The organism is Mesorhizobium shangrilense (assembly GCF_028826155.1).
Classification (GTDB): Bacteria; Pseudomonadota; Alphaproteobacteria; order Rhizobiales; family Rhizobiaceae; genus Arvimicrobium; species Arvimicrobium flavum.
The window spans coordinates 1,066,109-1,089,975 of record NZ_JAQGPN010000001.1 but is presented as its reverse complement, the minus strand read 5'-3'; the positions used below and the strand labels follow the sequence as shown (position 1 = coordinate 1,089,975).

General features: G+C 66.0%; 27 protein-coding genes and 1 other RNA gene. 20 read left to right on the top strand and 8 right to left on the bottom strand.

All coding sequences use genetic code 11. From position 1 onward, the window contains the following. Positions 1-14 precede the first annotated feature (14 nt). From PD284_RS05370 to PD284_RS05355, 4 genes are all read left to right on the top strand, one after another. Positions 15-2,513, top strand: coding sequence for an ABC transporter permease (locus PD284_RS05370; RefSeq protein WP_274630546.1), 2,499 nt, complete (start codon positions 15-17; stop codon positions 2,511-2,513). Between the two features lie 260 nt (positions 2,514-2,773). Then, positions 2,774-3,553 carry a Bax inhibitor-1/YccA family protein gene (locus tag PD284_RS05365; protein ID WP_274627187.1) on the top strand — a complete coding sequence of 260 codons (780 nt, stop codon included), beginning with the start codon at positions 2,774-2,776 and terminating at the stop codon, positions 3,551-3,553. Positions 3,554-3,663: 110 nt separating this feature from the next. Beyond that, positions 3,664-4,236: a GNAT family N-acetyltransferase gene (locus tag PD284_RS05360; protein ID WP_274627186.1), complete on the top strand. Its 573-nt coding sequence runs from the start codon at positions 3,664-3,666 to the stop codon at positions 4,234-4,236. Positions 4,237-4,346: 110 nt separating this feature from the next. Next, positions 4,347-5,099 carry a sulfite exporter TauE/SafE family protein gene (locus PD284_RS05355; RefSeq protein WP_274627185.1) on the top strand — a complete coding sequence of 251 codons (753 nt, stop codon included), beginning with the start codon at positions 4,347-4,349 and terminating at the stop codon, positions 5,097-5,099. On the opposite strand, the gene trmD is transcribed toward PD284_RS05355, so the two are convergent. Further along, complete coding sequence (gene trmD, locus PD284_RS05350; RefSeq protein WP_274627184.1) at positions 5,081-5,818, bottom strand: tRNA (guanosine(37)-N1)-methyltransferase TrmD; 738 nt, start codon at positions 5,816-5,818, stop codon at positions 5,081-5,083. The genes PD284_RS05355 and trmD overlap by 19 nt on opposite strands. 38 nt (positions 5,819-5,856) lie before the next feature. Continuing rightward, entirely contained in the window at positions 5,857-6,480 is a 624-nt protein-coding gene (gene rimM / locus PD284_RS05345) for a ribosome maturation factor RimM (protein ID WP_274627183.1), read from the bottom strand. A 119-nt stretch (positions 6,481-6,599) separates the two neighbouring features. On the opposite strand from rimM, the gene PD284_RS05340 reads away from it, so the two are divergent. The 3 genes from PD284_RS05340 to PD284_RS05330 all read left to right on the top strand — a co-directional run bounded on the left by PD284_RS05340 (position 6,600) and on the right by PD284_RS05330 (position 9,332). After that, positions 6,600-7,538, top strand: a complete 939-nt coding sequence (locus PD284_RS05340; RefSeq protein ID WP_274627182.1) for a tyrosine recombinase XerC — start codon at positions 6,600-6,602, stop codon at positions 7,536-7,538. Between the two features lie 64 nt (positions 7,539-7,602). After that, positions 7,603-8,673, top strand: a complete 1,071-nt coding sequence (locus PD284_RS05335) for a TraB/GumN family protein (RefSeq protein ID WP_274627181.1) — start codon at positions 7,603-7,605, stop codon at positions 8,671-8,673. Positions 8,674-8,843: 170 nt separating this feature from the next. Next, on the top strand, positions 8,844-9,332 hold the full coding sequence (locus tag PD284_RS05330; protein ID WP_274627180.1) for a hypothetical protein: 489 nt from the start codon (positions 8,844-8,846) through the stop codon (positions 9,330-9,332). A 78-nt stretch (positions 9,333-9,410) separates the two neighbouring features. Here the strand turns inward: PD284_RS05330 and phbB are convergent, their stop codons facing one another. Beyond that, positions 9,411-10,133 (bottom strand): beta-ketoacyl-ACP reductase, encoded by a 723-nt coding sequence (gene phbB, locus PD284_RS05325; protein WP_274627179.1) that lies wholly within the window; start codon positions 10,131-10,133, stop codon positions 9,411-9,413. Between the two features lie 120 nt (positions 10,134-10,253). Further along, a complete protein-coding gene (locus tag PD284_RS05320) occupies positions 10,254-11,441 on the bottom strand; it encodes an acetyl-CoA C-acetyltransferase (RefSeq protein ID WP_274627178.1) in 1,188 nt (395 codons plus the stop codon). 297 nt (positions 11,442-11,738) lie between these two features. On the opposite strand from PD284_RS05320, the gene phaR reads away from it, so the two are divergent. Further along, the gene (phaR, locus tag PD284_RS05315) at positions 11,739-12,344 is read left to right on the top strand and encodes a polyhydroxyalkanoate synthesis repressor PhaR (RefSeq protein ID WP_274627177.1); all 606 of its coding nucleotides are present in this window, start codon (positions 11,739-11,741) and stop codon (positions 12,342-12,344) included. Positions 12,345-12,527: 183 nt separating this feature from the next. Here phaR and PD284_RS05310 read toward each other — a convergent pair whose 3' ends face one another. After that, the gene (locus tag PD284_RS05310; RefSeq protein WP_274627176.1) at positions 12,528-13,367 is read right to left on the bottom strand and encodes an AAA family ATPase; all 840 of its coding nucleotides are present in this window, start codon (positions 13,365-13,367) and stop codon (positions 12,528-12,530) included. A 141-nt stretch (positions 13,368-13,508) separates the two neighbouring features. Between PD284_RS05310 and ssrS the strand changes: the two genes are divergently transcribed. Then, positions 13,509-13,665, top strand: a non-coding RNA gene (gene ssrS, locus PD284_RS05305) — 6S RNA. 58 nt (positions 13,666-13,723) lie between these two features. On the opposite strand, the gene PD284_RS05300 is transcribed toward ssrS, so the two are convergent. Together PD284_RS05300 and PD284_RS05295 are read right to left on the bottom strand one after the other, a co-directional pair. Continuing rightward, positions 13,724-14,110: a DUF2794 domain-containing protein gene (locus PD284_RS05300; protein ID WP_274627175.1), complete on the bottom strand. Its 387-nt coding sequence runs from the start codon at positions 14,108-14,110 to the stop codon at positions 13,724-13,726. A 359-nt stretch (positions 14,111-14,469) separates the two neighbouring features. Beyond that, complete coding sequence (locus tag PD284_RS05295; RefSeq protein ID WP_274627174.1) at positions 14,470-15,174, bottom strand: DUF1223 domain-containing protein; 705 nt, start codon at positions 15,172-15,174, stop codon at positions 14,470-14,472. 291 nt (positions 15,175-15,465) lie between these two features. On the opposite strand from PD284_RS05295, the gene PD284_RS05290 reads away from it, so the two are divergent. The 5 genes from PD284_RS05290 to PD284_RS05270 all read left to right on the top strand — a co-directional run bounded on the left by PD284_RS05290 (position 15,466) and on the right by PD284_RS05270 (position 17,470). Then, entirely contained in the window at positions 15,466-15,789 is a 324-nt protein-coding gene (locus tag PD284_RS05290) for an ArsR/SmtB family transcription factor (protein ID WP_274627173.1), read from the top strand. Then, the gene (locus PD284_RS05285) at positions 15,786-16,196 is read left to right on the top strand and encodes an SRPBCC family protein (RefSeq protein ID WP_274627172.1); all 411 of its coding nucleotides are present in this window, start codon (positions 15,786-15,788) and stop codon (positions 16,194-16,196) included. Before PD284_RS05290 ends, PD284_RS05285 begins: the two co-directional genes overlap by 4 nt. Before the next feature lie 75 nt (positions 16,197-16,271). Then, positions 16,272-16,481 (top strand): hypothetical protein, encoded by a 210-nt coding sequence (locus tag PD284_RS05280; RefSeq protein ID WP_274627171.1) that lies wholly within the window; start codon positions 16,272-16,274, stop codon positions 16,479-16,481. A gap of 10 nt (positions 16,482-16,491) precedes the next feature. Beyond that, positions 16,492-16,977: a DUF1801 domain-containing protein gene (locus PD284_RS05275; protein ID WP_274627170.1), complete on the top strand. Its 486-nt coding sequence runs from the start codon at positions 16,492-16,494 to the stop codon at positions 16,975-16,977. A 52-nt stretch (positions 16,978-17,029) separates the two neighbouring features. Beyond that, positions 17,030-17,470: a DUF1801 domain-containing protein gene (locus PD284_RS05270; protein WP_274627169.1), complete on the top strand. Its 441-nt coding sequence runs from the start codon at positions 17,030-17,032 to the stop codon at positions 17,468-17,470. Positions 17,471-17,570: 100 nt separating this feature from the next. Here the strand turns inward: PD284_RS05270 and acnA are convergent, their stop codons facing one another. Further along, positions 17,571-20,273, bottom strand: coding sequence for an aconitate hydratase AcnA (gene acnA / locus PD284_RS05265; RefSeq protein WP_274627168.1), 2,703 nt, complete (start codon positions 20,271-20,273; stop codon positions 17,571-17,573). Between the two features lie 266 nt (positions 20,274-20,539). On the opposite strand from acnA, the gene ccmA reads away from it, so the two are divergent. The 6 genes from ccmA (at position 20,540) to PD284_RS05235 (ending at position 23,837) form a co-directional block, all read left to right on the top strand. Then, entirely contained in the window at positions 20,540-21,148 is a 609-nt protein-coding gene (gene ccmA, locus PD284_RS05260; RefSeq protein ID WP_274627167.1) for a heme ABC exporter ATP-binding protein CcmA, read from the top strand. 169 nt (positions 21,149-21,317) lie between these two features. Further along, on the top strand, positions 21,318-21,983 hold the full coding sequence (gene ccmB, locus PD284_RS05255) for a heme exporter protein CcmB (protein WP_274627166.1): 666 nt from the start codon (positions 21,318-21,320) through the stop codon (positions 21,981-21,983). A 15-nt stretch (positions 21,984-21,998) separates the two neighbouring features. Then, complete coding sequence (locus tag PD284_RS05250) at positions 21,999-22,220, top strand: toxin-antitoxin system YwqK family antitoxin (RefSeq protein WP_274627165.1); 222 nt, start codon at positions 21,999-22,001, stop codon at positions 22,218-22,220. Between the two features lie 95 nt (positions 22,221-22,315). Then, the gene (locus PD284_RS05245) at positions 22,316-23,086 is read left to right on the top strand and encodes a heme ABC transporter permease (RefSeq protein WP_274627164.1); all 771 of its coding nucleotides are present in this window, start codon (positions 22,316-22,318) and stop codon (positions 23,084-23,086) included. Beyond that, positions 23,083-23,247, top strand: coding sequence for a heme exporter protein CcmD (ccmD, locus tag PD284_RS05240; protein ID WP_274627163.1), 165 nt, complete (start codon positions 23,083-23,085; stop codon positions 23,245-23,247). Before PD284_RS05245 ends, ccmD begins: the two co-directional genes overlap by 4 nt. Continuing rightward, on the top strand, positions 23,244-23,837 hold the full coding sequence (locus PD284_RS05235) for a DsbE family thiol:disulfide interchange protein (RefSeq protein ID WP_274627162.1): 594 nt from the start codon (positions 23,244-23,246) through the stop codon (positions 23,835-23,837). Before ccmD ends, PD284_RS05235 begins: the two co-directional genes overlap by 4 nt. The last annotated feature ends 30 nt before the right edge of the window (positions 23,838-23,867 follow it).

Genomic DNA, 23,867 nt, shown 5'->3' with positions numbered 1-23,867 from the left:
TCGCACTCCGCGAGATGCGCGGCGGCCTATCCGGCTTCCTCATCTTCATAACCTGCATCGCGCTCGGCGTGACCGCCATCGGTGGCGTCAATTCCGTGGCGCGCGCGATTTCCGACGGCGTTGCCGATCAGGGCCAGGTGCTGCTCGGCGGCGACCTGCGCTTCGAGCTCAACCAGCGCGAGGCGACCGCCGAGGAGCTTTCCCACCTGCAGGGGCTCGGCGACGTTGCGCGCAGCGCCGACATGCGCTCGATGGCGCGGCTGCCAGATGGGTCCGACCAGGCGCTGGTCGAGGTGAAGGCGGTGGACGGGGCGTATCCGCTGTTCGGCGCGCTCGCGACCGAGCCGTCGCTGCCGCAGTCTGACCTTTTCGCCGAGCGCGATGGCGTCTACGGCGCGGCTGCGCCCGATCTCCTGTTCGAGCGCCTCGGCCTGCCGCTCAACGGCCGCATAAAACTCGGCACCGCGACCATCGAACTCAGGGCAAAGCTCACGACCGAGCCGGATGCCGTCTCGGAAGGCTTCGGCTTCGCGCCGCGCCTGCTCGTGTCGCTGGACGCGCTGAGGGCGGCCGGACTGGTCCAGCCAGGGAGCCTGGTCGAGCATATCTACAAGGTACGACTGCCAGCGGGGACGAGCGATGCCGCGCTCACGGCAACGCTTGAGCGCGCCAACGCGGCATTCCCCGAGGCCGGCTGGTCGACCCGCACGCGAAAATCGGCTGCGCCCGCGCTCGCCTCCAACATCGACCGCTTCTCGCAGTTCCTCACCCTGGTGGGTCTCACTGCCCTGGTGGTGGGCGGGGTCGGCGTCGCCAATGCGGTGCGCGCCTATCTCGACGGCAAGCGCCCCGTCATCGCAACCTTCAAGAGCCTCGGAGCCTCCGGCAGCTTCGTCTTCCAGATCTACCTCACGCAGATCCTGATGATCGCCGGCGTCGCCATCGTCATCGGCCTGGTGCTGGGGGCGCTGATGCCGTTCGCCGCGGGCACGTTCCTGCGGTCCGTCATCCCCGTCCCGGCCGAGGCGCGCCTCTATCCCGGCGCGCTTGGCCTTGCGGCGCTGTTCGGCGTCATGGTCACGCTGGTCTTCGCGCTCATTCCGCTCGGCCGCGCGCGCGACGTGCCGGCGACGGCGTTGTTCCGCGAGATGGGGTTCGAAAGCCGCGGTTTTCCGCGCGCCGGCTACGTCGTTGCGGCTCTGCTGATCGCGGCCGCGCTCGCCGCCATCTCCGTCTGGATGGCTGCGGACCGCCGCGTCGCCTGGATCTTCGTGGTCGCGGCCGTGGTTTCCTTCATCGTGCTTAGGGGCGTCGGGGTGGCGGTGCAGTGGATTGCCAGGAAGAGCCCGCGCGTCCGCTCCACTGCGCTCAGGCTCGCCATCGGCAACATCCACCGGCCCGGCGCGCTGACGCCGTCGGCCGTGCTCTCGCTCGGTCTCGGCCTGACGCTGCTGGTGACGCTGGCGCTGATCGACGGCAACCTGCGCCGCCAGATCGCCGGCAGCCTGCCCGAACAGGCGCCGAACTTCTTCTTCGTCGACATCCAGGGCGCCGAGGTCGAGCAGTTCGCCGGATTGGTGAAGTCGCAGGCGCCTACGGGCACGCTGATGCGCGTGCCGATGCTGCGCGGCCGCATCATGGAGATCAACGGGCAGGACGTCCGCCAGATCACGGTGCCGCCGGAGGGCGCCTGGGTGCTGCGCGGCGATCGCGGCATCACCTATTCGGACACCGTGCCGGAGAACGCGACGCTGTCCGCCGGCGAATGGTGGCCGCAGGACTATCAGGGCGAGCCCCTGGTGTCGTTCTCGGCCGAGGAAGCCGGCCAGCTCGGCCTGAAACTCGGCGACGCGGTGACGGTGAACGTGCTCGGCCGCAACATCACGGCCAAGATCGCCAACCTGCGACGGGTGGAATGGGAGTCGCTGGCGATCAACTTCGTCATGGTCTTCTCGCCCAACACGTTCGCCGGCGCGCCGCACAGCTGGCTGGCGACGCTGACCGACCCGGCCGCGAGCGCTGCCGACGAATCGCGCGTGCTGAACGCGGTCACGCGTACCTTCCCGACGGTGACGACGGTGCGGGTAAAGGATGCACTCGACGTCGTGAACGGCCTCGTCGCACAGCTGGGCGTCGCCATCCGCGCCGCCGCCGGCGTGGCGCTCGTCGCCTCGATCCTGGTGCTCGCCGGCGCGCTCGCCGCGGGCAATCGCGCCCGCATCCACGACGCCGTGGTGCTGAAGACGCTCGGCGCGACGCGGCGCACGCTGATCGCCGCCTTCTCGCTGGAATACTTTTTGATCGGCCTCGCCACCGCCGTGTTCGCACTGGCCGCCGGCGGGGTTGCTGCCTGGTACGTCGTCAGCCGCATCATGAACCTGCCCTCCGCCTTCCTGCCTGAGGTGGCGGTCGGCACGCTGCTGTTCGCGCTGGTGCTCACCATCGGGATCGGCCTGATCGGCACCTGGCGCGTGCTCGGCCACAAGGCGGCGCCGGTGCTGCGGAACCTGTAGGTCGGTCCTTCGAGCACCACCCTCGGGCGTCGCCTCCAGCCTTTCGCAGCAGCGGATCGTTGGGCGGCAAGCGGTTGCGCGTTGGGTTTCGTATGAAAATTGCGTGATTGTGAAGGCCCGGGAAGCGATACGGGTCTTGTTCTTGATGCAAAGAGGCATCATATTCTGCGCTAGGCATGCTGGAGTTCCGCCAGCGGCGCCTGGGCGCGTGCTTGGGCTGCGACCGACACCCGACGGGACAGAAGCAACAGAGGAAATCCATGGCTGAACCCCTCCGCAACTACCAGGCGCGTGTCGCGGCCGGTGCGCGCACCGATGCCGCGATCGACCAGGGTCTGCGCGCCTACATGCTCAAGGTCTACAATCTCATGGCCATGGGCATGGCGATCACAGGTGTCGCCGCGCTTGGCATGGCGATGCTGGCAACCACCAACGACCCGTCTCAGGCCGTGGCCACGCTCGGCAACGGCAAGATGCTGACCAATGTCGGCTACGCCGTCTACTCGTCGCCGCTGCGCTGGCTGGTCATGCTCGCGCCCTTGGGCATGGTGTTCTTCCTGAGCGCCCGCGTCCACAAGATGAGCGTTTCGGCCGCGCAGACCTCGTTCTGGGTCTTCGCCGGCCTGATGGGCATCTCGCTGTCGTCGATCTTCCTGGTCTACACCAGCGCCTCCATCGTGCAGACGTTCTTCGTGACCGCCGCCGCGTTCGGCGCGCTGTCGCTCTACGGCTACACGACCAAGCGTGACCTGACGGCCATGGGCTCGTTCCTGATCATGGGCGTGTTCGGCCTCATCATCGCGATGGTGGTCAACATCTTCCTGCAGTCGTCGGCCCTGCAGTTCGCCATTTCGGCGATCGGCGTGCTGATCTTCTCGGGCCTCACCGCCTACGACACGCAGAAGATCAAGGAGATGTACTGGGAGGGCGACGACGTCCTGGTCGCAGGCCGCAAGGCGATCATGGGCGCGCTGACGCTCTACCTCGACTTCATCAACCTGTTCACGTTCCTGCTGCAGTTCCTGGGCAACCGCGAATAATCGCAGCGAACGCTGGACCAAGACTCTTGCGAAGGGCGGCCAAATGGTCGCCCTTTTCATGTGGGCCGATGACTGCTCTAATTGTGGGCATCAACCAAAGTGCCTGGAAAATGAGCAGATACCATATCCGCCCCGCCAAGCATGGCGACCTCCCCCAGGTGGCCGCGATCTATGCCGATGCCGTCAGCAACGGCACCGCCAGCTACGAACTGGAACCGCCGACACTGGCTGAAATGACGGCGCGCTTCGACGCCATACTCTCCGGCGAGTACCCCTACCTGGTCGCGACCGACGGCGAGGCGGTGCTCGGCTACGCCTATGCGAGCGCCTTTCGGACCCGGCCTGCCTATCGCTTCGTTGCGGAGAATTCCGTCTATGTCGCGCCTCAGGCCAAGGGGACAGGCGTCGGCAAGGCGCTGATGGTCGCGCTGATCGAAGAATGCAAGCGGCTCGGCTTCCGCCAGATCCTTGCCGTCATCGGGGACGGCTCCGAGCATAGCGCCTCCGTCAGGCTGCACGAGCGGCTCGGCTTTCGTCATGCCGGCCGGCTGGAGGCGACCGGCTACAAGCACGGGCGCTGGCTGGACACGGTTCTCATGCAATTGCCGATGAACGGCGGCGGCGACACAGCGCCGGACCCCGCCTCGATGCCGGAACGCCGGTTTCGGGCGGGGCGCCTGTAACCGCAAAGGCGGCTTGACCCCCAAGCCATCTGCTGCTGGCTCCATGACGGACGCTTGCCTGGACGCATCCGGCCCCTTACAGGCGCTCTGGTTGCCAACCGGATGATGCCATGCCCATCGCAGAAATCGTTCTCCTGTTCATTGCGGGATTTGCATCCGGCGCGGTCAACGCGGTGGCGGGCGGCGGCACCTTCCTCACCTTCGGCGCCATGAGTTTGACCGGCATTCCGCCGATCGCAGCCAACGCGACCTCCTCGATCACCCAAATTCCCGGCTATATCACCTCGACCCTCGCGTACTGGAGCGACATCCGGACCTTCTGGCGCGGCGCGCTGATGTTGGCGGCCATTTCGATCGCCGGCGCGCTCGCCGGGTCGCTGACCCTGCTGTCGCTCGACAATCCGTCGTTCCGCGTCATGGTTCCGTGGTTGCTGATCGGCGCCACGGCGCTGTTCGCCGCCGGGCCCTGGCTGAAACCCAAGCCCAAGGCGGGCCAGCCGGCCACCGTCGGCTCGTTCTGGGGCTCGATCGTCCAGTTCGTAACCGCCGTCTACGGCGGCTTCTTCGGCGCGGGCATGGGCGTGATGATGCTCGCCACGCTCGGGTTGACCCAGACCGGCGACTATCACCGTCTCAACGCGCTGAAGAACCTGCTGTCGATCGTCATCGCCTTCGTCGCCATCGTGGTCTTCGTCTCGGGCGGCGTCATCGCCTGGCTGCCGGCCATGGTGATGATCCCCGCGGTGGCGCTGGGCGGATATTGCGGCGTCTGGACGGCCAAGCGCGTCCCGCAAAACGTCGTGCGGGCCTTCGTCATCGCGACCGGCGTCCTGCTGGCGGTCTACTACTTCGTGACCGGCTGACCAGCCGCAGGCAGGAGATCCGGCCGCCTCTCCGCGGTCAGGCGCTCTGCCTCGGCTCTGCGCCACGTGGCGATCTTCGCGTGGTTGCCCGAAGTCAACACCTCCGGGATCGCCCTGCCCTCGAACTCCTGCGGCCGCGTGTAGTGCGGGTGCTCGAGCAGCCCGCCCTCAAAACTCTCCTCGTCGCCCGACGCCTGGTTGCCCATGACGCCCGGAAGCAGCCGGACGACCGCATCGAGCAGCACCAGCGCCGCCGGCTCGCCCCCTGACAGGATGTAGTCGCCGATCGACACCTCCTCGAGCCCGCGCGCCTCGATAAGGCGCTGGTCGACGCCTTCGAAACGGCCGCACAGGATGGTGACGCCGGGGCCCGCTGCGAGTTCCCTGACGCGAGCCTGGGTGAGCGGCTTGCCGCGCGGGCTCATCAGCAGGCGCGGCCGGTCATCGCCTTCCGGCGACGCATGGTCGATGGCACGCGCCAGCACGTCGGCGCGCATCACCATGCCTGCCCCACCGCCCGCCGGTGTGTCGTCGACGGAGCGATGCTTGTCATGCGCGAAGTCGCGGATCTGCAGGGTCTCCAGCGACCATGCGCCCTCGCCCAGCGCACGGCCGGCGAGCGACACGCCGAGGGCGCCCGGAAACATTTCCGGATAGAGTGTCAGCACGCTGGCGCGGAAAGGTGAGGTGTCAGCTCTGGTCTCTTGTGACGTCATCATGTCCAGGATTGCTCAGAAGGCGCCTTCAAGGTGCTGGATCAGCGATTCCCGCCCGCGTCTGCTGGTCCGCGCGGGCGCTGTTTCGCGTCGAAACCGCGACCCTTCTGGCCCGGCCGCACCGGGGCTCCCTCGATGTCGCTGTCGTCGGTATCGACCAGCCCGGCCGCGACAGGATCTATCCGGACATAGCCGGCCGCAACTGAGACCTCGGGGACGGCGGCGGCCGAAAAAGGCACCAGCACCTCATGCCGCCCGCTGAGGGCGATCTCAAGCAGGTCGCCGCCGCCGAAATTCTGTACCGCCGTGACCCGTCCGATCTCCGTGCCGGTGTCGTCGCGCACCTTCAGCCCCACGAGATCGGCGTGATAAAACTCGTCCTGGTCGCCGTCGTCGGGCAACGTCGACCTCTCGACGAATAGCTCGGTTCCGATGAGCGTTTCCGCGGCATTGCGGTCCTGGACGCCCTTGAACCGCACGACCACGACATTGTTGGCAGGCCTTATGTCGATGATGCTGAACTTGCGGCCGTCTTTCGCAAAGAGCGGGCCATATTCCGCCAGAGCCAGCGGATCGCCGGTAAAACTTTTGACGCGCAATTCGCCCTTGATGCCATGCGCGGCGCCGATGACGGCCATTTGAACGGGATTTTTGAGCGCAGTCATTCTATTGCTCCTTGGCGTCCTTCTAGACGCGACGCGATGGCTTCGCAATTCAATCGCGACCCTTCACGCTCCGCTAACCGGCAACCGCCAAACTCACACGCAAACCCAAGGGCGTATGCGTGCAAGAATTCCTTATTTCAGCCAAAGCCGACCTGCAGGCCGCGCGCGTCGCCTGGCTCGAGGCGCTGGCGAACGAGCGGCGGCTGTCGGCGCTGACGGTCGATGCCTATGAGCGCGACACGCGGCAGTTCCTGCAGTTCCTGACGGGTCATTGCGGCGGCCCTCCGGGCATCGCCGACATCGCCGAACTGAGACCTGCGGACCTGCGCGCTTTCCTGGCGCAGCGGCGTTCTGATGGCGCAGGCGCGCGCACGCTCGGCCGCGGGCTGGCCGGCCTGCGCTCGCTGCTGCGCTACCTGGAGCGGCGCGGCCTCGCGAATGCAGCCGGGGCCGCCGCGCTGCGTGCACCAAGACAACCGAAATCGCTGCCGAAGCCGCTGACAGCGCCGGATGCGAAACGCGTCGTCTCCGCCGGCGAGCAACTGGCTGAGGAACCGTGGATCGCTGCACGCGACGCCGCTGTGCTGACGCTGCTCTACGCTTGCGGACTGCGCATCTCCGAGGCGCTGGCGCTGACCGGTGGCGATCTCGCCTCGCCGGGCGAGACCGCGCTGCGCGTCACCGGGAAGGGCGGCAAGACGCGGATGGTGCCTGTGCTCCCGGCCGCGTTCGAAGCCGTCGCTGCCTATCGCAAGGCCTGCCCCTATCATCTCGACCCCGCCGGCCCGCTGTTCCGCGGAGCGCGCGGCGGCGCCCTCGATCCCGCCATCGTGCAGCGGGCGATGCGCAAGATGCGCTCGGCGCTCAACCTGCCCGACACGGCGACGCCGCACGCCCTGCGACATTCCTTCGCCACCCACCTGCTCGGCCGCGGAGGCGACCTCCGCACCATCCAGGAGTTGCTCGGCCACGCCAGCCTGTCGACCACCCAGGTCTATACCGGCGTCGATACCGCGCGGCTGCTCGAGGTCTACCAGGCTGCGCATCCGAGGGCGTAGGCTTCGCCGGATTTGAGCTGTGCGATTAACAGTTTGGCCGCACTTGCCCACTACAATTTCCGCCATGAAACGCGCCATCGCCATTGCCGACCGTCTCTCGGACGCAGCGCTCAAGCTGCTCGTCGCGATCAACATCCTGTTCCTCCTCTCATTCCTGGCGATGCTGTTCCTCGCCACCGCCGAGGCGCGCGCCGAAACAGTCGCCTGCACCGGCAGAGACCTGACCGTCGAGATGCGTAAGGAGATGCCCGCTGAGTACGAGAGGATAGAGGCGGAAGCCGGAAAGACCCTCAACGGCCAGGGTCTTCTCTGGAAGCTCGAGAAGGACGGCAAGACGCCGTCCTTTCTGTTTGGCACGATGCACATGACGGATCCGCGCGTGACCGAGTTGACGCCGGCCGCGCAGGCAGCGTTCGACGCGGCCAAAACCGTGGTCATCGAGACGACCGACATACTCGACCAGACGAAGATGATGGAGACGCTCGCGAAGCGTCCGGAACTCATGATGTTCACCGACGCAACGACGTTGCCTTCGCTGCTGTCGCCGGAGGACGCTGCCGTCTTGGAGAAGGGCCTGTCGGAACGCGGCATTCCGCTCGCGGCAGTCACCAAGATGAAACCGTGGATGCTGATCGCCATGGTCGCCCTCCCGGCCTGCGAACTGGCCCGCAAGACCAGCGGCGCTCAGGTGCTCGACGCCAGGATCGCCAACGACGCGAAGGCTGCCGGCAAGACCCTCACCGGCCTCGAGAGCGCCGCCGACCAGCTCGGCGCGATGGCTTCGTTGCCGATGGAATTCCATATGCAGGGATTGCTCGACACGCTGAAGCTGGGCGACCGCATGGACGACGTCATGGAGACGATGATCGTCCTCTACGAGCGCGGAGACGTCGCGGCGATCATGCCGATGGTCGAGGCCGTAACCCGCGAGACGGGCGCCGACATCGCCGGCTACGCCGAATTCGAGCAGACGATGGTGAATGCGCGCAATGTGACCATGGCGAAGAACGCGGGGCCCATCCTTGCCGAGGGAGGCGCTTTCATCGCCGTCGGCGCGCTGCATCTGCCGGGAACCGAGGGGCTCGTGGAACAATTCCGGAGGGCGGGATACACCGTCACACCGGCCGGCAGCTGACCGGCCCGTCCCTGCCCGCCAGGCACGAGCTCTTTCCAACAGCCACGACCAGTCGCAAGGTGCCAATGCGGCGCTTCATTACGCCTTCTGGCGGCTGGCGACTGCAGCGGAATGAAACCGATGACCCGGTTGTGCGTTGATCCGTCATTGCAACTGACGGAGATCTTGCCATGGCACATCCAGCCCGTAGATTCGACGAGGCGACGGAAGGCGCACCGTCCGCAGTCGATCCGCTCAATCCTGCGCCGCCCGCTACCGACCCCGCAACCGATCCCCGCTACCGCGCGGCGAACGATCCTCGGGTCGACAACAGCACCGTGGTCCAGTCACGCAGCCCCGGCAGCGGGGTGTTGATTGCTGCCCTGGTCATCGTGCTCGCGGTGATTGCCTATTTCCTGTTCGCTCCGGGCGCGCCTGAGACCAGCGTACCGGTGGATCAGCCTGCGACGACCAGCGAACCCGCCACGCCAGCCCCCGACACGATGGCTCCGGCGCCTGACGCAACCGCTCCGGCGGCTCCTGCCACGCCGGCGGCCCCGGCTCCGGATGCGACAGCTCCGGCCTCGCCGGAAACGCCGGCTGCACCGGCGCCCGAGTCGTCCGCTCCCGCGCCCACGACGCCCGCTCCGACGGAGCCGGCTCCGGCGCCCGCCCAGTAATTACGGGCATCCAGAAACAGAGACGGCCCGCTTCGGCGGGCCGTCTCGCGTTCGACAGAGCTTTAAGATCCCGAGAGGCTAGGTGAGATACTGTCCGCCATTGGCTGTCAGCGTGGCGCCGGTGATGAAGCTCGCCTCGTCCGAGGCGAGGAAGACGACGCAGCGCGCGATGTCTTCCGGTTCGCCGAGACGCCCGACGGGAATCTGGGCGATGATCGATTCCCGCACCTTCTCGGGAACGGCCATCACCATGTCGGTGGCGATGTATCCGGGGCAGATGACGTTGACCGTGATGCCGGCGCGGGCGCCTTCCTGTGCAAGCGCCTTGGTGAAGCCGATGTCGCCCGCCTTGGCGGCCGAATAGTTCGCCTGCCCCATCTGGCCCTTCTGGCCGTTGATCGACGAGATGGTAATCACGCGGCCGAACTTGCGGTCGCGCATTCCGGTCCACAGCGGATGGGTCATGTTGAAGACGCCGTTGAGGTTGGTGCCCATGACGTCGTGCCACTGATCGCGGGTCATCTTGTGGAACATCGCGTCACGCGTGATGCCGGCGTTGTTGACCAGCACGTCGACCGGGCCGAGGTCGGCCTCGACCTGGGCTATGCCCGCCGCGCAGGCGTCATAGTCCGCCACCGACCATTTGTAGACTGGGATGCCGGTCTCGTCCTTGAACTTGCCGGCGGCTTCGTCGTTGCCGGCGTAGTTCGCCGCGACCTTGTAGCCGGCGTTCTTCAGAGCGATTGCGATGGCGGCTCCGATGCCGCGCGTTCCTCCAGTGACGAGTGCCACCCTTGCCATGCAAGTCTCCTCTTGTTGATCGAGAGAAGCGGTAGGGAGTAGCGAATGGCCGGCAGTTGTCAAATCGACGGCCCTTGCCTGCGCCCTATCCGCTCTCCCCTTCGCTGCTCGCTATTCTCTCTAGCTCATCGCCTCGACGCACATGGCCACGCCCATGCCGCCGCCGATGCAGAGCGTCGCCAGACCCTTCCTTGCGCCACGGCGCTTCATCTCGAAGACCAGCGTGTTGAAGATGCGGGCGCCGGATGCGCCGATCGGGTGCCCGATGGCGATAGCGCCGCCGTTCACGTTGACGATGTCGGGGTTCCAGCCCATGCCCTTGTTGACGGCGCACGCCTGCGCGGCGAAAGCCTCGTTGGCCTCGACGAGGTCGAGGTCGTCCACCTTCCAGCCCGCCTTCTCCAGCGCTTTCTGCGAGGCGGGGATCGGGCCGGTGCCCATGATCGAGGGATCGACGCCGGCCGTCGCCCAGGACGCGATGCGCACCAGAGGCGTGAGGCCGCGCCTTGCAGCCTCGGCCTCGGTCATCAGCACGATCGCAGCCGCGCCGTCATTGATGCCCGACGCGTTGCCGGCGGTCACTGTGCCGTCCTTGTCGAAGGCGGGGCGCAGCTTGGTCATCGCATCCATCGTGGCGCCGATGCGGATGTACTCGTCGGCGTCGACCACGGTGTCGCCCTTCCTGCCCTTGATGGTGACCGGCACGATCTCGTCCTTGAACCGTCCGGCCTTCTGCGCTGCCTCCGCCTTATTCTGCGAGGCCAGCGCGAAGGCGTCCTGCGTCTCGCGGGTAATCTGGAACTGCTTGGCGACGTTCTCGGCCGTGTTGCCCATGTGGTAGCCGTTGAAGGCGTCCCACAGGCCGTCCTTGATCATGGTGTCGATCATCTTGTAGTCGCCCATCTTGACCCCGGCGCGCAGGTGCTGGGCGTGTGGGGACAGCGACATGGATTCCTGGCCGCCGGTGACGACGATGCCGGCATCGCCGCTGGCGATCTGCTGCATGCCGATCGCGATCGAACGCAGGCCGGAGCCGCACACCTGGTTGAGGCTCCAGGCGGAGGCCTCCTTCGGCACGCCGGCCGCCATCGACGCCTGCCGCGCGGGGTTCTGGCCCTGTGCGGCGGTCAGCACCTGGCCGAGGATCACCTCGTCGACTTCCTTGGGATCGACGCCGGCGCGGGCCAGCGCTTCCCGTATCACGATTGCGCCGAGTTCGTGCGCAGGCGTGGCGGCAAACGAGCCGTTGAACGAACCGACCGGGGTGCGGGCGGCGCTTGCCACCACGATCGCGTTGGAAGCGGACATGATCATCTCCAGAGTTCAGTGCGACGGGATCGGATTTCGTGCTCTTGCGAAGCCTTCCATCCGAATGGATATCTTGGGACTTCCCGATTTTTCGGACATTTCGACGGGCCGAGTCAAACCGGAAAATCATCGGGTCGGTAACGCCACCGCCTCGCCGCGCGCAGTTTGCCCCTCCGGCGAGCAGAGCTGCAATTCCGCAGTGCACAAACCGCTTGGAATCGCATCTGTTTTGAGCCTATCTTGCCGCAGTGCGATCCTGGCCGGACACATACGGTCAGGCCACCAGGGAGGCGGGCTGTGAAAGACGAACCGGTGGTAATCAAGAAATATGCGAACCGCCGGCTCTACAACACCGGAACCAGCACCTACGTGACGCTCGAGGACCTCGCCGAGATGGTCAAGAAGGGCGAGGATTTCAACGTGCAGGACGCCAAGACCGGCGAAGACATCACGCATCCTGTGCTCACGCAGATCATTTTCGAGCTGGAGAACAAGGACGGGCAGAACATGCTGCCGATCCCGTTCCTCAGGCAGCTCATCGCATTCTATGGCGACCAGATGCAGATGATCGTGCCGAGCTTCCTCGAGCAGTCGATGATCGCCTTCTCGAAGGAGCAGGAGCGTTTTCGCGAGCAGATGAAGCAGGCCATGGGCAAGACGCCGATGGACGTCATGAAGATGACGGCGCCCATGAAGGCGTTCGAGGAGCAGACCCGGCGCAACATGGAGATGTTCCAGAACGCCATGCGCATGTTCACGCCTTTCCCGCCGAACGGCGGCGTTTCGCCGCCGCCAGCTTCGGCCGAGCCTGCAAAGCGCGAGGGCGGCGAGAAGTCCGAGGAACTGCAACAACTCAAGGACCAGATCGCCGCCATGCAGCGCAAGATGGACAGCATGGGGTGAGCCCCCGGTTCGCGCAGCGAATTGAAAGGTCCAGTGGACCTTTCAAAGGGGGCGAACGCCCGGAGCCATCGCGGAGGGCAAGGGCGGCTACGAGGTAGTGCAGGTCCGTACGCGAACGTCCAGCAGATCGGCCGGCGTTATCGCTGGCCTGCAGATTAGTCTATCAGCTTCGCTGGCCGTTCTTCACCCCTGCCGCCGCGCCAAGAAGGCCAGTCGCTCGAAGAGGTGCACGTCCTGCTCGTTCTTCAAGAGCGCGCCGTGCAGTTTCGGGAGCGCGTTCTTCGGATCGGCGCGCAGGTCTTCCGGGGCAACGTCGTCGGCGACGAGCAGCCTGATCCAGTCCAGCGCTTCCGAGGTCGACGGCTTCTTCTTGAGGCCCGACACCTCGCGGATCTCGTAGAACTGCGTGAGTGCGGCGCGCACGAGGTTCTGCTTGATGCCGGGATAGTGGACGTCGACAATCCGGTGCAGGGTGTCGATGTCGGGGAAGCGGATGTAGTGGAAGAAGCAGCGGCGCAGAAAGGCGTCCGGCAGTTCCTTCTCGTTGTTGGACGTGATGATGACGATCGGCCGCTGTTCCGCGCGGATCGTCTCGCCGGTCTCGTAGACATAGAATTCCATCCGATCGAGCTCCTGCAGGAGGTCGTTCGGGAACTCGATGTCGGCCTTGTCGATCTCGTCGATCAAGAGCACGACCTTGCGGTCGGCCGCGAACGCCTCCCACAGCTTGCCGCGCCTGATATAGTTCTTGATGTCGTTGAAGCGGTCGTCGCCGAGCTGCGAATCACGCAGACGGGAAACGGCGTCGTATTCGTAAAGGCCCTGTTGCGCCTTGGTCGTGGACTTCACGTTCCATTCGATGAGGTCGAGCCCGAGCGCGGCGGCCACCTGGCGCGCAAGCTCCGTCTTGCCGGTGCCGGGCTCGCCCTTGACCAGCAGTGGCCGCTCAAGCGCGATCGCCGCATTGACGGCCACCATCAGATCCTTGTCGGCCACATAGTCGGCCGTGCCTTCAAAGCGCATGACGTTCTTCCTGTTAGCTTGGGTGCTGTACCGGAGCGGCGGCGGCGAAGGCAAGCCGAACGATGCCTGGCAGGTTCCGAAGATGCGCGCGGGTCGATTTGCCCGCTGGCGAAACCGCGGCGCGATGCGTATATTGGGATCGACGGTCTGGGCCTCTCGGCAGGCGTAACATATCCCCGGGGCCTTATCGATCTCTAAGGGAGCTGTCCCTGCTTCGGTCCGTGGATCGGAGCACACGGCGCCCACCTACTTTGTAGGTTCCCGGGATCGAACTCTCCACCGGTTGCCTGGATCGTCACCTTCCCGCCATCGCCGGCGACCGGATTGGCTGTGTCCGAACCGCAGCCTTCGGCCGGTCAGGCCCGGACCAATCTCAGCGCCTTGTCGAACACGGTGAGCACACGCGTGAGCTCATGGCCGCGCTTCATGATAAGCCCGGTGGCGGCGACCACCGAGTAGGCGCCCTGCTTGCGCGCCAGCGACGGGTTCTTGACGATCTGGAACAGCGGCGTCTCGCTCGCTCGGCGGAACACCGAGAACACGGCTCTGTCGCGCAAGTGATCGATGGCGTAGTCCCGCCACTCGTTGGACGCGACCATCCGGCTATAGACCTTGAGGATCTGATCCAGTTCCCGCCTGTCGAAGGAAACCGGAATATCCAACCGCTGGCGGCGGGCATCGTGGAACGGGATCAATATTCCGGATTCATCCCTATCCTCCGCACCCCCGCTACGGTCGATCATCGGCCGGATGTCCCCTTGACAATCATGTGACGAAGGTGGAGCCAACCGGCGCCAAATGCAAGCCCGGGCGAGCGAACTGAGTCGCGATCACGTCCAGTAACATTTTGACACATTTCGTAGGAATTGGTGAACGGCCGCCACATTCCCGCCGCTTTTTATCCCACCTCGCGCCCCAATGTCCGACGAACTTAGCCTCGTTGCCTGAGACGGTTCGGTCCGGCACCGGCTCGTAAACCCCAAGCCCCCCGCCCACGGGCCTGCGTCGGATCGAACCAACCTCGGCCTGAAAGCCGAGAGCGACGATCCCAAAGTCCTTGCAGCCGGTGTCAGCACAGCTGGCGCCGGCTTTTTCGATCCGGTCAGCCGCCGGGCTCCCGGATGAGCGTCGCGCCCAGGATCGGTCCAGGCGAACCATCTCCGTTCACCGCCTGCAGCAGAACGGCGTAGCCCCCTGCTCCGTTTTTCGCCACCTCGCGCATCGGCAGCTCGAAGCTGGCGGGTTTGCCGTGCCACATGCCCGCGACCTGGACGCTGGTGACTGCGTTCCAGTAGGTGACCGTCTTGCCCGTGTTCTCCCCCTGATCGATGTCGACCGGCGTGGGCGGATCGAAATAGACGAGCAGGACCTCGGCCTCATTCGCGTCACCGGTGGCGGCATCCGCTTCGATCCTCAGGCTCGCCCCCTGCCGGATCGTTCTTACCTTGACGTCCAGCCCGGCGCCCCCACCCTTCAGCTCGTTGATCGCCTGGTCGATCTCCTGCTTGCTGGCCCCGTTGACGTGCGTGCGGCCGTTGATGACGGCCTGCGGGGTGTACACCGACTGGGCGCCGAAGGATTTCATGTACTCGTACTGGCGCGCCGTGTTCTGGGGACTGCCCAAGGTGTCGCGCCAGCCGAGATAGTCCCAGTAGTCGACATGATAGGCGAGCGCGACGACATCGCCCCTCGACACCAGTTCGGAGAAGACGGAGTCGGCCGCAGGGCATGAATTGCAGCCCTGACTGGTGAAGAGCTCGACCACACCGAGCGGCGTGTTCAACGGCTCGGCAGTTGCCGTTCCCATGAACGGAACTGCAAAGGCCACGGCGGCGAGGACAGTCGCGGCACGTCCGGAAGGTGTCAAAGCTCGAATTGCGCGCCCGGCGAGGTCGCGTGTAGCCATGTCTTGCGTCAGTTCTCCAGGTCCCGAATCCGGTCTTTTTGCGTGCCGAACAATTGGCAGACGCATGACGCAATGGAAAGTCACGTTAGGGTGAAATTTTCGCCACCAGCCAGCGCGCCACCGCGTCCTGGCTTGACGGACACATATCCCGACGGTTATTGGTCGATCAATAGCCAGCGAGTTATGGATCGAGTGACAGACGCGCAAGACACGCTCTTCAGGACGCTTGCGGACCCGACGCGCCGGGCGATCTTCGAGCGCCTCTGCCGCGAAGGAGAGCAGACGGTGGCGGCGCTGACCGCCCGCGCCGGTGTCTCGCAACCGGCGGTCTCAAAGCATCTCGGCGTGCTCCGGCGGGCCGGACTGGTGCGGGACCGCCACGCCGGCCGCCAGACCCACTACAGCGCGCAGCCCGGCGCGTTGGCGCCGCTGGCAGATTGGACCAGCGAGATGTCGGGCTTCTGGCAAAACCGGTTCGACGACCTCGAGGACCTGCTGAAAAGGATGGATCAGTGAACCAAAGGCCGGCCGAAACGCGTTCCGTCACGGTCGAACGCGAGCTGCCGCATCCGCCGGAGAAGATCTGGCGGGCGCTGACGCAGTCGCACCTGATCAGGGAGTGGCTGATGAACAACGATTTCAAGCCGGACGTGGGCCATCGCTTCAACATGAGCGCGGACTGGGGCGGGGTCGACTGCCAGGTGCAGGCGGTCGAGCAGCACAGGACGCTCACCTACAGCTGGGACACCAAGAATCTCAGGAGCGTCGTCACCTGGACGCTGACCCCGACGGACGCCGGCACCCGCCTGCGCATGGAACAGTCCGGCTTCCGGCCCGACCAGCAGCCGTACTACCGCGGCGCCACCGTGGGATGGCCGCAATTCCTGGCGAAGCTGGAAGAGGTTTTGGCGCGCATGGAGTGACCGGCCGGCAGAAGGCCGTCACTGCGCCGCGTACGTACGTGAGAACAGTGCAAACAGCACGAAGGAGGAGGCACCTTGAACTGGAGCATGTGGATCAGGCAGCTTCACCGCTGGCTCTCGATCATCTTCACGGCGATCGTCGTCGGCATCTTCATCGCCCTAGGCACGGGGACGGAGCCCGCCCAATGGGTGTACTTCCTGCCGCTCTTCCCGCTCGGCCTGCTCATGCTCAGCGGCCTCTACATGTTCGTGCTGCCATATGCGGCCGGCCGGCGCGGCGGATAGGAGCGGGACGATGACGAAGGAACCTGCGAAAACCGCGAAGAACGCCGGCAAGGCGACCAAGGCGCGAAAACCGTTGCCCAAGGCGAAGCCCGGCGAAGTCGTGCTCCTGTCGGGCGGCAACCCGCAGATCCCGAAGGGATATGGCGACGGCCCCGTGCAGGCCTACATCGCCGCCATGCCGGGGTGGAAAAGCGAGCTCGGCCGCCGGCTCGACGCGCTCGTCGTGCGCGCCGTCCCCAACGTCAGCAAGGCCGTCAAATGGAACTCGCCCTTCTACGGCATCGAGGGCCGGGGCTGGTTCCTCAGCTTCCACTGCATGACCAAATACGTGAAGGTGGCGTTTTTCCGCGGCGCCTCGCTCGAACCGCCGCCACCCGGCCCGTCCAAGCAGGAGCACGTGCGCTACCTCGACATCCATGAGGACGACCCGCTCGACGAGAAACAGTTCGCAGACTGGGTGAGGCAGGCCAGCGAACTGCCCGGCGAGAAGATGTGAGCGGCGGGCACCGATCCCAGTCCTGAGCAAAACGGAGAAGGCGGCAACAGTCATGAGCGACAGCAAAGGCAGCATGCAGGATACCTCGGGGGAGACCTCCCCCTCCCATCTCATCGACGCGCGGATCGAGGAACTGGGCGACTGGCGCGGCGAGACGCTGGCCCGGATGCGTGGGCTCATCCACGAAGCGGACCCCGAGGTGGTCGAAACGTGGAAGTGGCGGGGCGTTCCGGTGTGGGAGCATGCCGGCATCATCTGCACCGGCGAGACCTACAAGAGCGTCGTGAAGCTGACCTTCGCCAAGGGCGCCTCGCTGGACGATCCGAAACAGCTCTTCAACTCGAGCCTCGAGGGAAACACCCGGCGCGCCATCGACCTGCGCGAGGGCGACAAGGTCGACGAGGGCGCGCTGAAGGCGCTCGTCCGCGCCGCGGTGGCGCTGAACCTGTCGGCGCGTACCAAGGGCAGCGCCCGGAAGGGCAAGAACGGCTGACGACGTCGCAAAGGTGGGCGGGCCAGCGGGATTCGCGTATCGCGAAAAAGGAACGGCCGCCGGACCCTGACAGGTCCGGCGGCCGCAACATTTGCGCCTATCAGGCGGCGAGGTCGCGCAGCACGTACTGCAGGATGCCGCCGTTCTTGAAGTAGTCGAGCTCATCCAGCGTATCGATGCGGCACAGGATCGGGATGTTCTTCACCGTCCCATCGCCCATCGTGACCTTGGCCACCATCTTCTGCCGCGGCTTGATGGTCTCGAGGCCGTCGATCTCGACGATCTCGTCACCCTTCAGGCCGAGCGAACGCCAGGACTCGCCCTCCTCGAACACGAAGGGGATGACCCCCATGCCGACGAGGTTCGAGCGGTGGATGCGCTCGAAGGACTGCGCGATCACGGCGCGGACGCCGAGCAGGTTGGTGCCCTTGGCTGCCCAGTCACGCGACGAGCCGTTGCCGTATTCGACGCCGGCGAAGATGACCAGCGGCACGCTTTCCTTCCGGTACTCCATGGCGGCGTCGTAGATCGACATCTCCTCCTTGGACGGATAGTGGATCGTATAGCCGCCCTCGCGCCCGTTCTCGCCCAGCATGTGGTTGCGTATGCGGATGTTGGCGAAGGTGCCACGCATCATCACCTCATGGTTGCCGCGGCGCGTGCCATACTGGTTGAAGTCGGCGACGCCGACGCCATGGTCGATGAGGTACTTGCCGGCCGGCGAAGCCGCCTTGATCGAACCGGCCGGAGAAATGTGGTCGGTCGTGATCTTGTCGCCGAACAGGCCGAGCACACGGGCGCCCTTGATGTCGCCGATAGCCCCGGGGCGGTTCTGCATGCCCGCGAAGTAGGGCGGGTTCTGCACATAGGTCGAGTTGTCGTCCCAGGCGTAGGTCTGGCCGGTCGGAGCCTGAACGTTCTGCCAGTTCTCGTCGCCCTTGAAGACGTCGGCATACTTGCGGGCGAACAGCTCGCGAGTGACGTTCTTGGCGATGAACTCCTGGATCTCGGCCGAGGACGGCCAGATGTCGCGCAGGTAGACCGGCTTGCCGTTGCGGTCCTCGCCGATCGGCTCCTTGGTCAGGTCCCTGGTGACGGTGCCGGCAAGGGCATAGGCGACGACCAGCGGCGGCGAGGCGAGGTAGTTCGCCTGCACGTCCGGCGAGACGCGGCCCTCGAAGTTGCGGTTGCCGGAAAGCACGGCAGCGGCGATCAGGCCCTTGTCGTTGATCGTCTTGGAGATCGGCGCCGGCAGCGGGCCGGAGTTGCCGATGCAGGTGGTGCAGCCGAAGCCGACGAGGTTGAAGCCGATCTGGTCGAGCTCCTTCTGCAGGCCGGACTTCTCCAGGTACTCGGCGACGACCTGGCTGCCGGGGGCCAGCGAGGTCTTGACCCACGGCTTCTGCTTGAGGCCGAGGCGGTTGGCGTTGCGGGCCAGCAGGCCTGCGCCGATCAGCACGCTCGGGTTCGACGTGTTGGTGCACGAGGTGATGGCGGCGATGGCAACGTCGCCATGGCCGAGGTCGAAGCCCTCGCCCTCGACGGCGTAGCGCGCGGACTGGTCGACGGTCTTCTTGTACTCCGTCTCGAGCGCCTGCGCGAAGCCGTCGGCGATGCCTTCCAGCGCGATGCGGCCTTCAGGACGCTTCGGGCCGGCCATCGACGGGACGACCTCACCGAGGTCGAGCTCGAGCAGGTCGGTGAAGACCGGATCGGCCGATCCGTCCTCGCGCCACATGCCCTGGGCCTTCGAATAGGCCTCGACCAGCGCGATGCGGCTGTCGGCGCGGCCCGACATGTTCAGGTAGCGCACGGTCTCGGAATCGACCGGGAAAAAGCCGCAGGTCGCGCCGTATTCCGGCGCCATATTGCCGATGGTGGCGCGGTCGGCGAGCGTCATGTTGGAGAGGCCGGGGCCGAAGAACTCGACGAACTTGCCGACGACGCCCTTCTTGCGCAGCATCTGGGTGACGGTGAGCACGAGGTCGGTGGCGGTGACGCCTTCCTTGAGCTTGCCGGTGAGACGGAAGCCGATGACCTCCGGCAGCAGCATGGACACCGGCTGGCCGAGCATGGCCGCCTCGGCCTCGATGCCGCCGACGCCCCAGCCCAGCACGCCCAGGCCGTTGATCATGGTGGTGTGCGAGTCGGTGCCGACGCAGGTGTCCGGATAGGCCGTCGTCTCACCCTCCTCGGTGTTGGTCCACACGACCTGGCCGAGATATTCGAGGTTGACCTGGTGGCAGATGCCGGTGCCGGGCGGCACGACGCGGAAGTTGCGGAACGCCTGCTGGCCCCATTTGAGGAACTTGTAGCGCTCCTCGTTGCGCTCGTATTCGAGCTCGACGTTGCGGGCGAAGGCGAGCGGCGTGCCGAACTCGTCGACGATGACCGAGTGGTCGATGACCAGGTCGACGGGGACGAGCGGGTTGATCTTCTCGGGGTCGCCGCCGAGCGCCTTGAGGCCGTCACGCATGGCGGCAAGGTCGACCACGGCCGGAACGCCGGTGAAGTCCTGCATCAGCACGCGCGCCGGACGGTAGGCGATCTCGACGCCGGCCGTGCCCTTGTCGGTCAGCCAGTCGGCGACCGCCTTGATGGCCTCCTTGGTGACGGAGCGGCCGTCCTCGTTGCGCAGGAGGTTCTCAAGCAGGACCTTCATCGAATACGGAAGCTGGGCGACGCCTGTCAGCCCGTTCTTCTCGGCCTCGATGAGGCTGTAGTACACATATTCTGCGTCGCCGACCTTCAAGGTCCTGCGGCAGTTGAAACTATCGAGTGATTTAGACACGTGCGATCCCATTCTGGTCTGTTCTGCCTAAGCGGGAACGGACTCCTGGGGCATGCAATCACGCGCTAGGTGCGGGTACGGCCATTTCCGCTGTCCGCTCCCAAGCAGCGGGACCCTCGGGCAGACGCCCTCCGGTCCGGTGCTGTTCGGTGGCCATGCCGACCGCTGGCATGGTGGCCCACGCTATAGAGAATTTCCTGGAATAGTTCTAGACAGTCGCAAGGCAATTTTGCCGCGGCTCTCGCGGGCCGCATTGGACTTTCGACTATGGGGACGGAATGCGGCTTGTCGCCGAGAACCTCAGTGGAGAACGCGGCGGCGAAGCGGTCTTCCAGGGCATCGACTTCGCGCTCGAGGCAGGCGGTGTCCTCGTGGTCACCGGTCCGAATGGGGCGGGCAAGTCCACCCTGCTCAGGGTGATCGCCGGCCTCCTTCCCCCCGCCGCGGGCATCATCCGGCTTGAGGGTGGGGGCGAAGAATGGCCGGATGCACCGGCTGCCGCCCATTATCTCGGCCACCAGAATGCGATGAAATCGGCGCTGCCGGTCGCCGAGAACCTGCGCTTCTGGCAGGCGTTCTGCGGAGAACCGCATCTCGAAGTAGGCGAGGCGCTGGAGATGGTCGGGTTGTTCGGCATCCGGCACCTGCCGTTCGGATACCTTTCGACCGGGCAGAAGCGCCGGGCGTCCATTGCCAAGCTGCTGGTGAGCTATCGTCCGGTCTGGCTGCTGGACGAGCCCACAGCGGGGCTCGACAAGGCATCGGATGCGCAGGTCGGGGCTCTGATTCGGGCGCATTGCGAGGATGGCGGCATGGCGATCGCCGCGACGCACCTGCCGCTTGGGTTGGATGGAGCGCAGGAACTGCAGATGGGGCGCAAAATTTGAGTACGCATCTCCAGCCCCCTCCACCGCCTTCGGCGGTCCCCCTCCCCCGCTTCGCAGGGGAGGATCTGCGGCGGCATAGCTGGCGCTTCCTGGATCCTCCCCCGTTTACGGGGGAGGGGGACCACGCGAAGCGTGGTGGAGGGGGCGCCCTCCGCCCCAACGGGCCACCATGCTAGCCCTCTACCTTCGCGACCTGCGGCTGGCGTTCGGGGCGGGCGGCGGCGCCCTGACCGGCGTGCTGTTCTTCCTCGCCGTCATCGCCACCATCCCATTTGCGATCGGACCCGACCTCAACCTCCTGGCGCGCATCGGTCCGGCGATCCTGTGGATCGGCGCCCTGCTCGCCGCGCTGCTCGGCCTCGACCGCCTTTTCCAGGCGGACCGCGACGACGGCGCTTTGGACCTGATGCTCGTCGCCGCCGACCGCCACATGCTGCCGCTGACCGTGCTCGTCAAATGTGTGGCGCACTGGACGGCGACCGCGCTGCCGCTGGTGATCGCCGCCCCGCTGTTCGGCCTGTTCATGAACATGGAGCCGCTGGCGATCGCCGCCACCACGCTGACGCTGCTTGCCGGCACGCCGGCCGTCACGTTCATCGGCGCGGTCGGGGCCGCCGTCGCCGTGGCGCTGCCGCGCGGCGGCCTGCTGATCTCCGTGCTGATCCTGCCCCTGGTGATCCCGGTCCTGATCTTCGGCGTCTCGGCAAGCTACGGCGCCGTCGCCGAACCCGATCCCTTCCTGCAACCCTTCCTCATTCTCTGCGCCTTGACTATGCTACTTGCGGTGGTGGGGCCGATTGCAGCGGCGGCGGCGCTCCGGTGGTCGTCGGACTGAGGAGGATGAGGCGAGATGTCACACGGCGTCGAGGAACACATCCAGCACCACAAGGACGGCAGCCTCTGGGCTAGGGGGCCGATGAGCAACGGCGTCCCAGAAGGCTATTGGGAATGGTTCCGCAAGGACGGCACCAAGCTGCGCTCGGGTCATTTCTCGGCGGGCAAGCAGTCCGGCGAGTGGACGACCTACGACAAGGCGGGCCAAGTCTATAAGGTCACCAGGATGAAGGCATGAGGCGTTTGACGAGACCTTCGCGACCGGGTGGGCGCGGCAGTCCGCGGCATTGCCGCCAATTGCGCGCCGCAATGCTGCGCTCTATCTAACCGGCGATGAGCGAAACCGCTGCAGCCTCGGGGAACTGGTTGGCCGACCTGGCCAACCCGACGCGATTCGTCGGATTGGCGGATCGCGCGATTCCGCTGCTGGGCGCGCTGAGCGCACTGGTTCTGGCGGTGGGCCTCTACATGTCCTTCGCCGCGCCGGAAGACTACCAGCAGGGCGTCACCGTCCGCATCATGTATATCCATGTGCCGTTCGCCTGGCTGTCGATGATGTGTTACGCCGTGATGGCGCTTGCAGCGCTCGGCACCCTGGTCTGGCGGCATCCGCTGGCCGACGTCTCCCTCAAGGCCGCCGCGCCGATCGGCGCCGTGTTCACGGCGCTGGCGCTGGTGACCGGCTCGATCTGGGGCAAGCCGATGTGGGGGACTTGGTGGGTGTGGGACGCCCGCCTCACCTCCGTATTCATCCTGTTCCTGATGTATCTCGGTCTGATTGCGCTGACGCGCGCGCTCGACGACCCGGCGCGATCGGCGCGCGCAGCCGCCGTGCTGACGTTGGTCGGCTTCATCAATATCCCGATCATAAAATTCTCGGTCGAGTGGTGGAACACGCTGCACCAGCCGGCGTCGGTGATCCGGCTCGACGGCCCGACCATCCATACAAGCCTGCTTTGGCCGCTGCTGGTCATGGCGGCGGGCTTCACGCTGCTGTTCTTCGCGATGCATCTCGCCGCCATGCGCACCGAGATCTGGCGTCGCCGCATCGCGGCCATGCAACGCGTCGCCGCGCGCAAGGTAGACCAGGGCAGATCCGCATGAGCCCGCACGACTACTATGTCGCCGCCGCCTACGGCATCTCGGCGCTGGCGCTCGCCGCGACCATCGGCTGGATCGTGCTGGACCAGCAGGCGCGACGGCGCGAGTTCACCGAGCTCGAGGCGCAGGGCGTGCGACGCCGTTCGGACCGCGAAAAGCCATGAGCGCCGACGCTGGACAGCCGGCCGAGGACGGCCGCCCGAAGCCGCGCCGCTCGCTTTTCGTCGTCCTCCCGCTGCTGATCTTCGGCGCGCTGGCGACGGTGTTCCTGGCGCAGCTGCTTTCGGGACGCGATATCTCGACGGTCCCATCGGCCCTGATCGGCCAACCGGCTCCCCAGACGAAACTGCCGCCTCTCGAGGGCAGCGGCCTGCCCGGTCTCGAGTCCGACGCGTTCAAGGGCAAGGTGACCCTGGTCAACGTGTGGGCGTCGTGGTGCGCGCCCTGTCGCGAGGAGCACCCGGTGCTGATGGCGCTCTCGCAGGACAAACGCTTCGCGGTCGCCGGCATGAACTACAAGGACAAGCCGGAAAACGCGCGCCGCTTCATCGGCGACCTCGGCAATCCCTATGACGCGATCGGGGTGGACCAGAGCGGCCGTACGGCAATCGACTGGGGCGTCTACGGCGTGCCGGAGACCTATGTGGTCGACCGCAATGGCACGATTCTCTACCGGCATGTCGGGCCGATCACGCCGCAGGCCGCGTCATCCCGCCTGATGCCTGAAATCGAGAAGGCGCTGGCGGCGAAATAGGGCCGCGCTCATCCCGTCCCGAACGCAAAA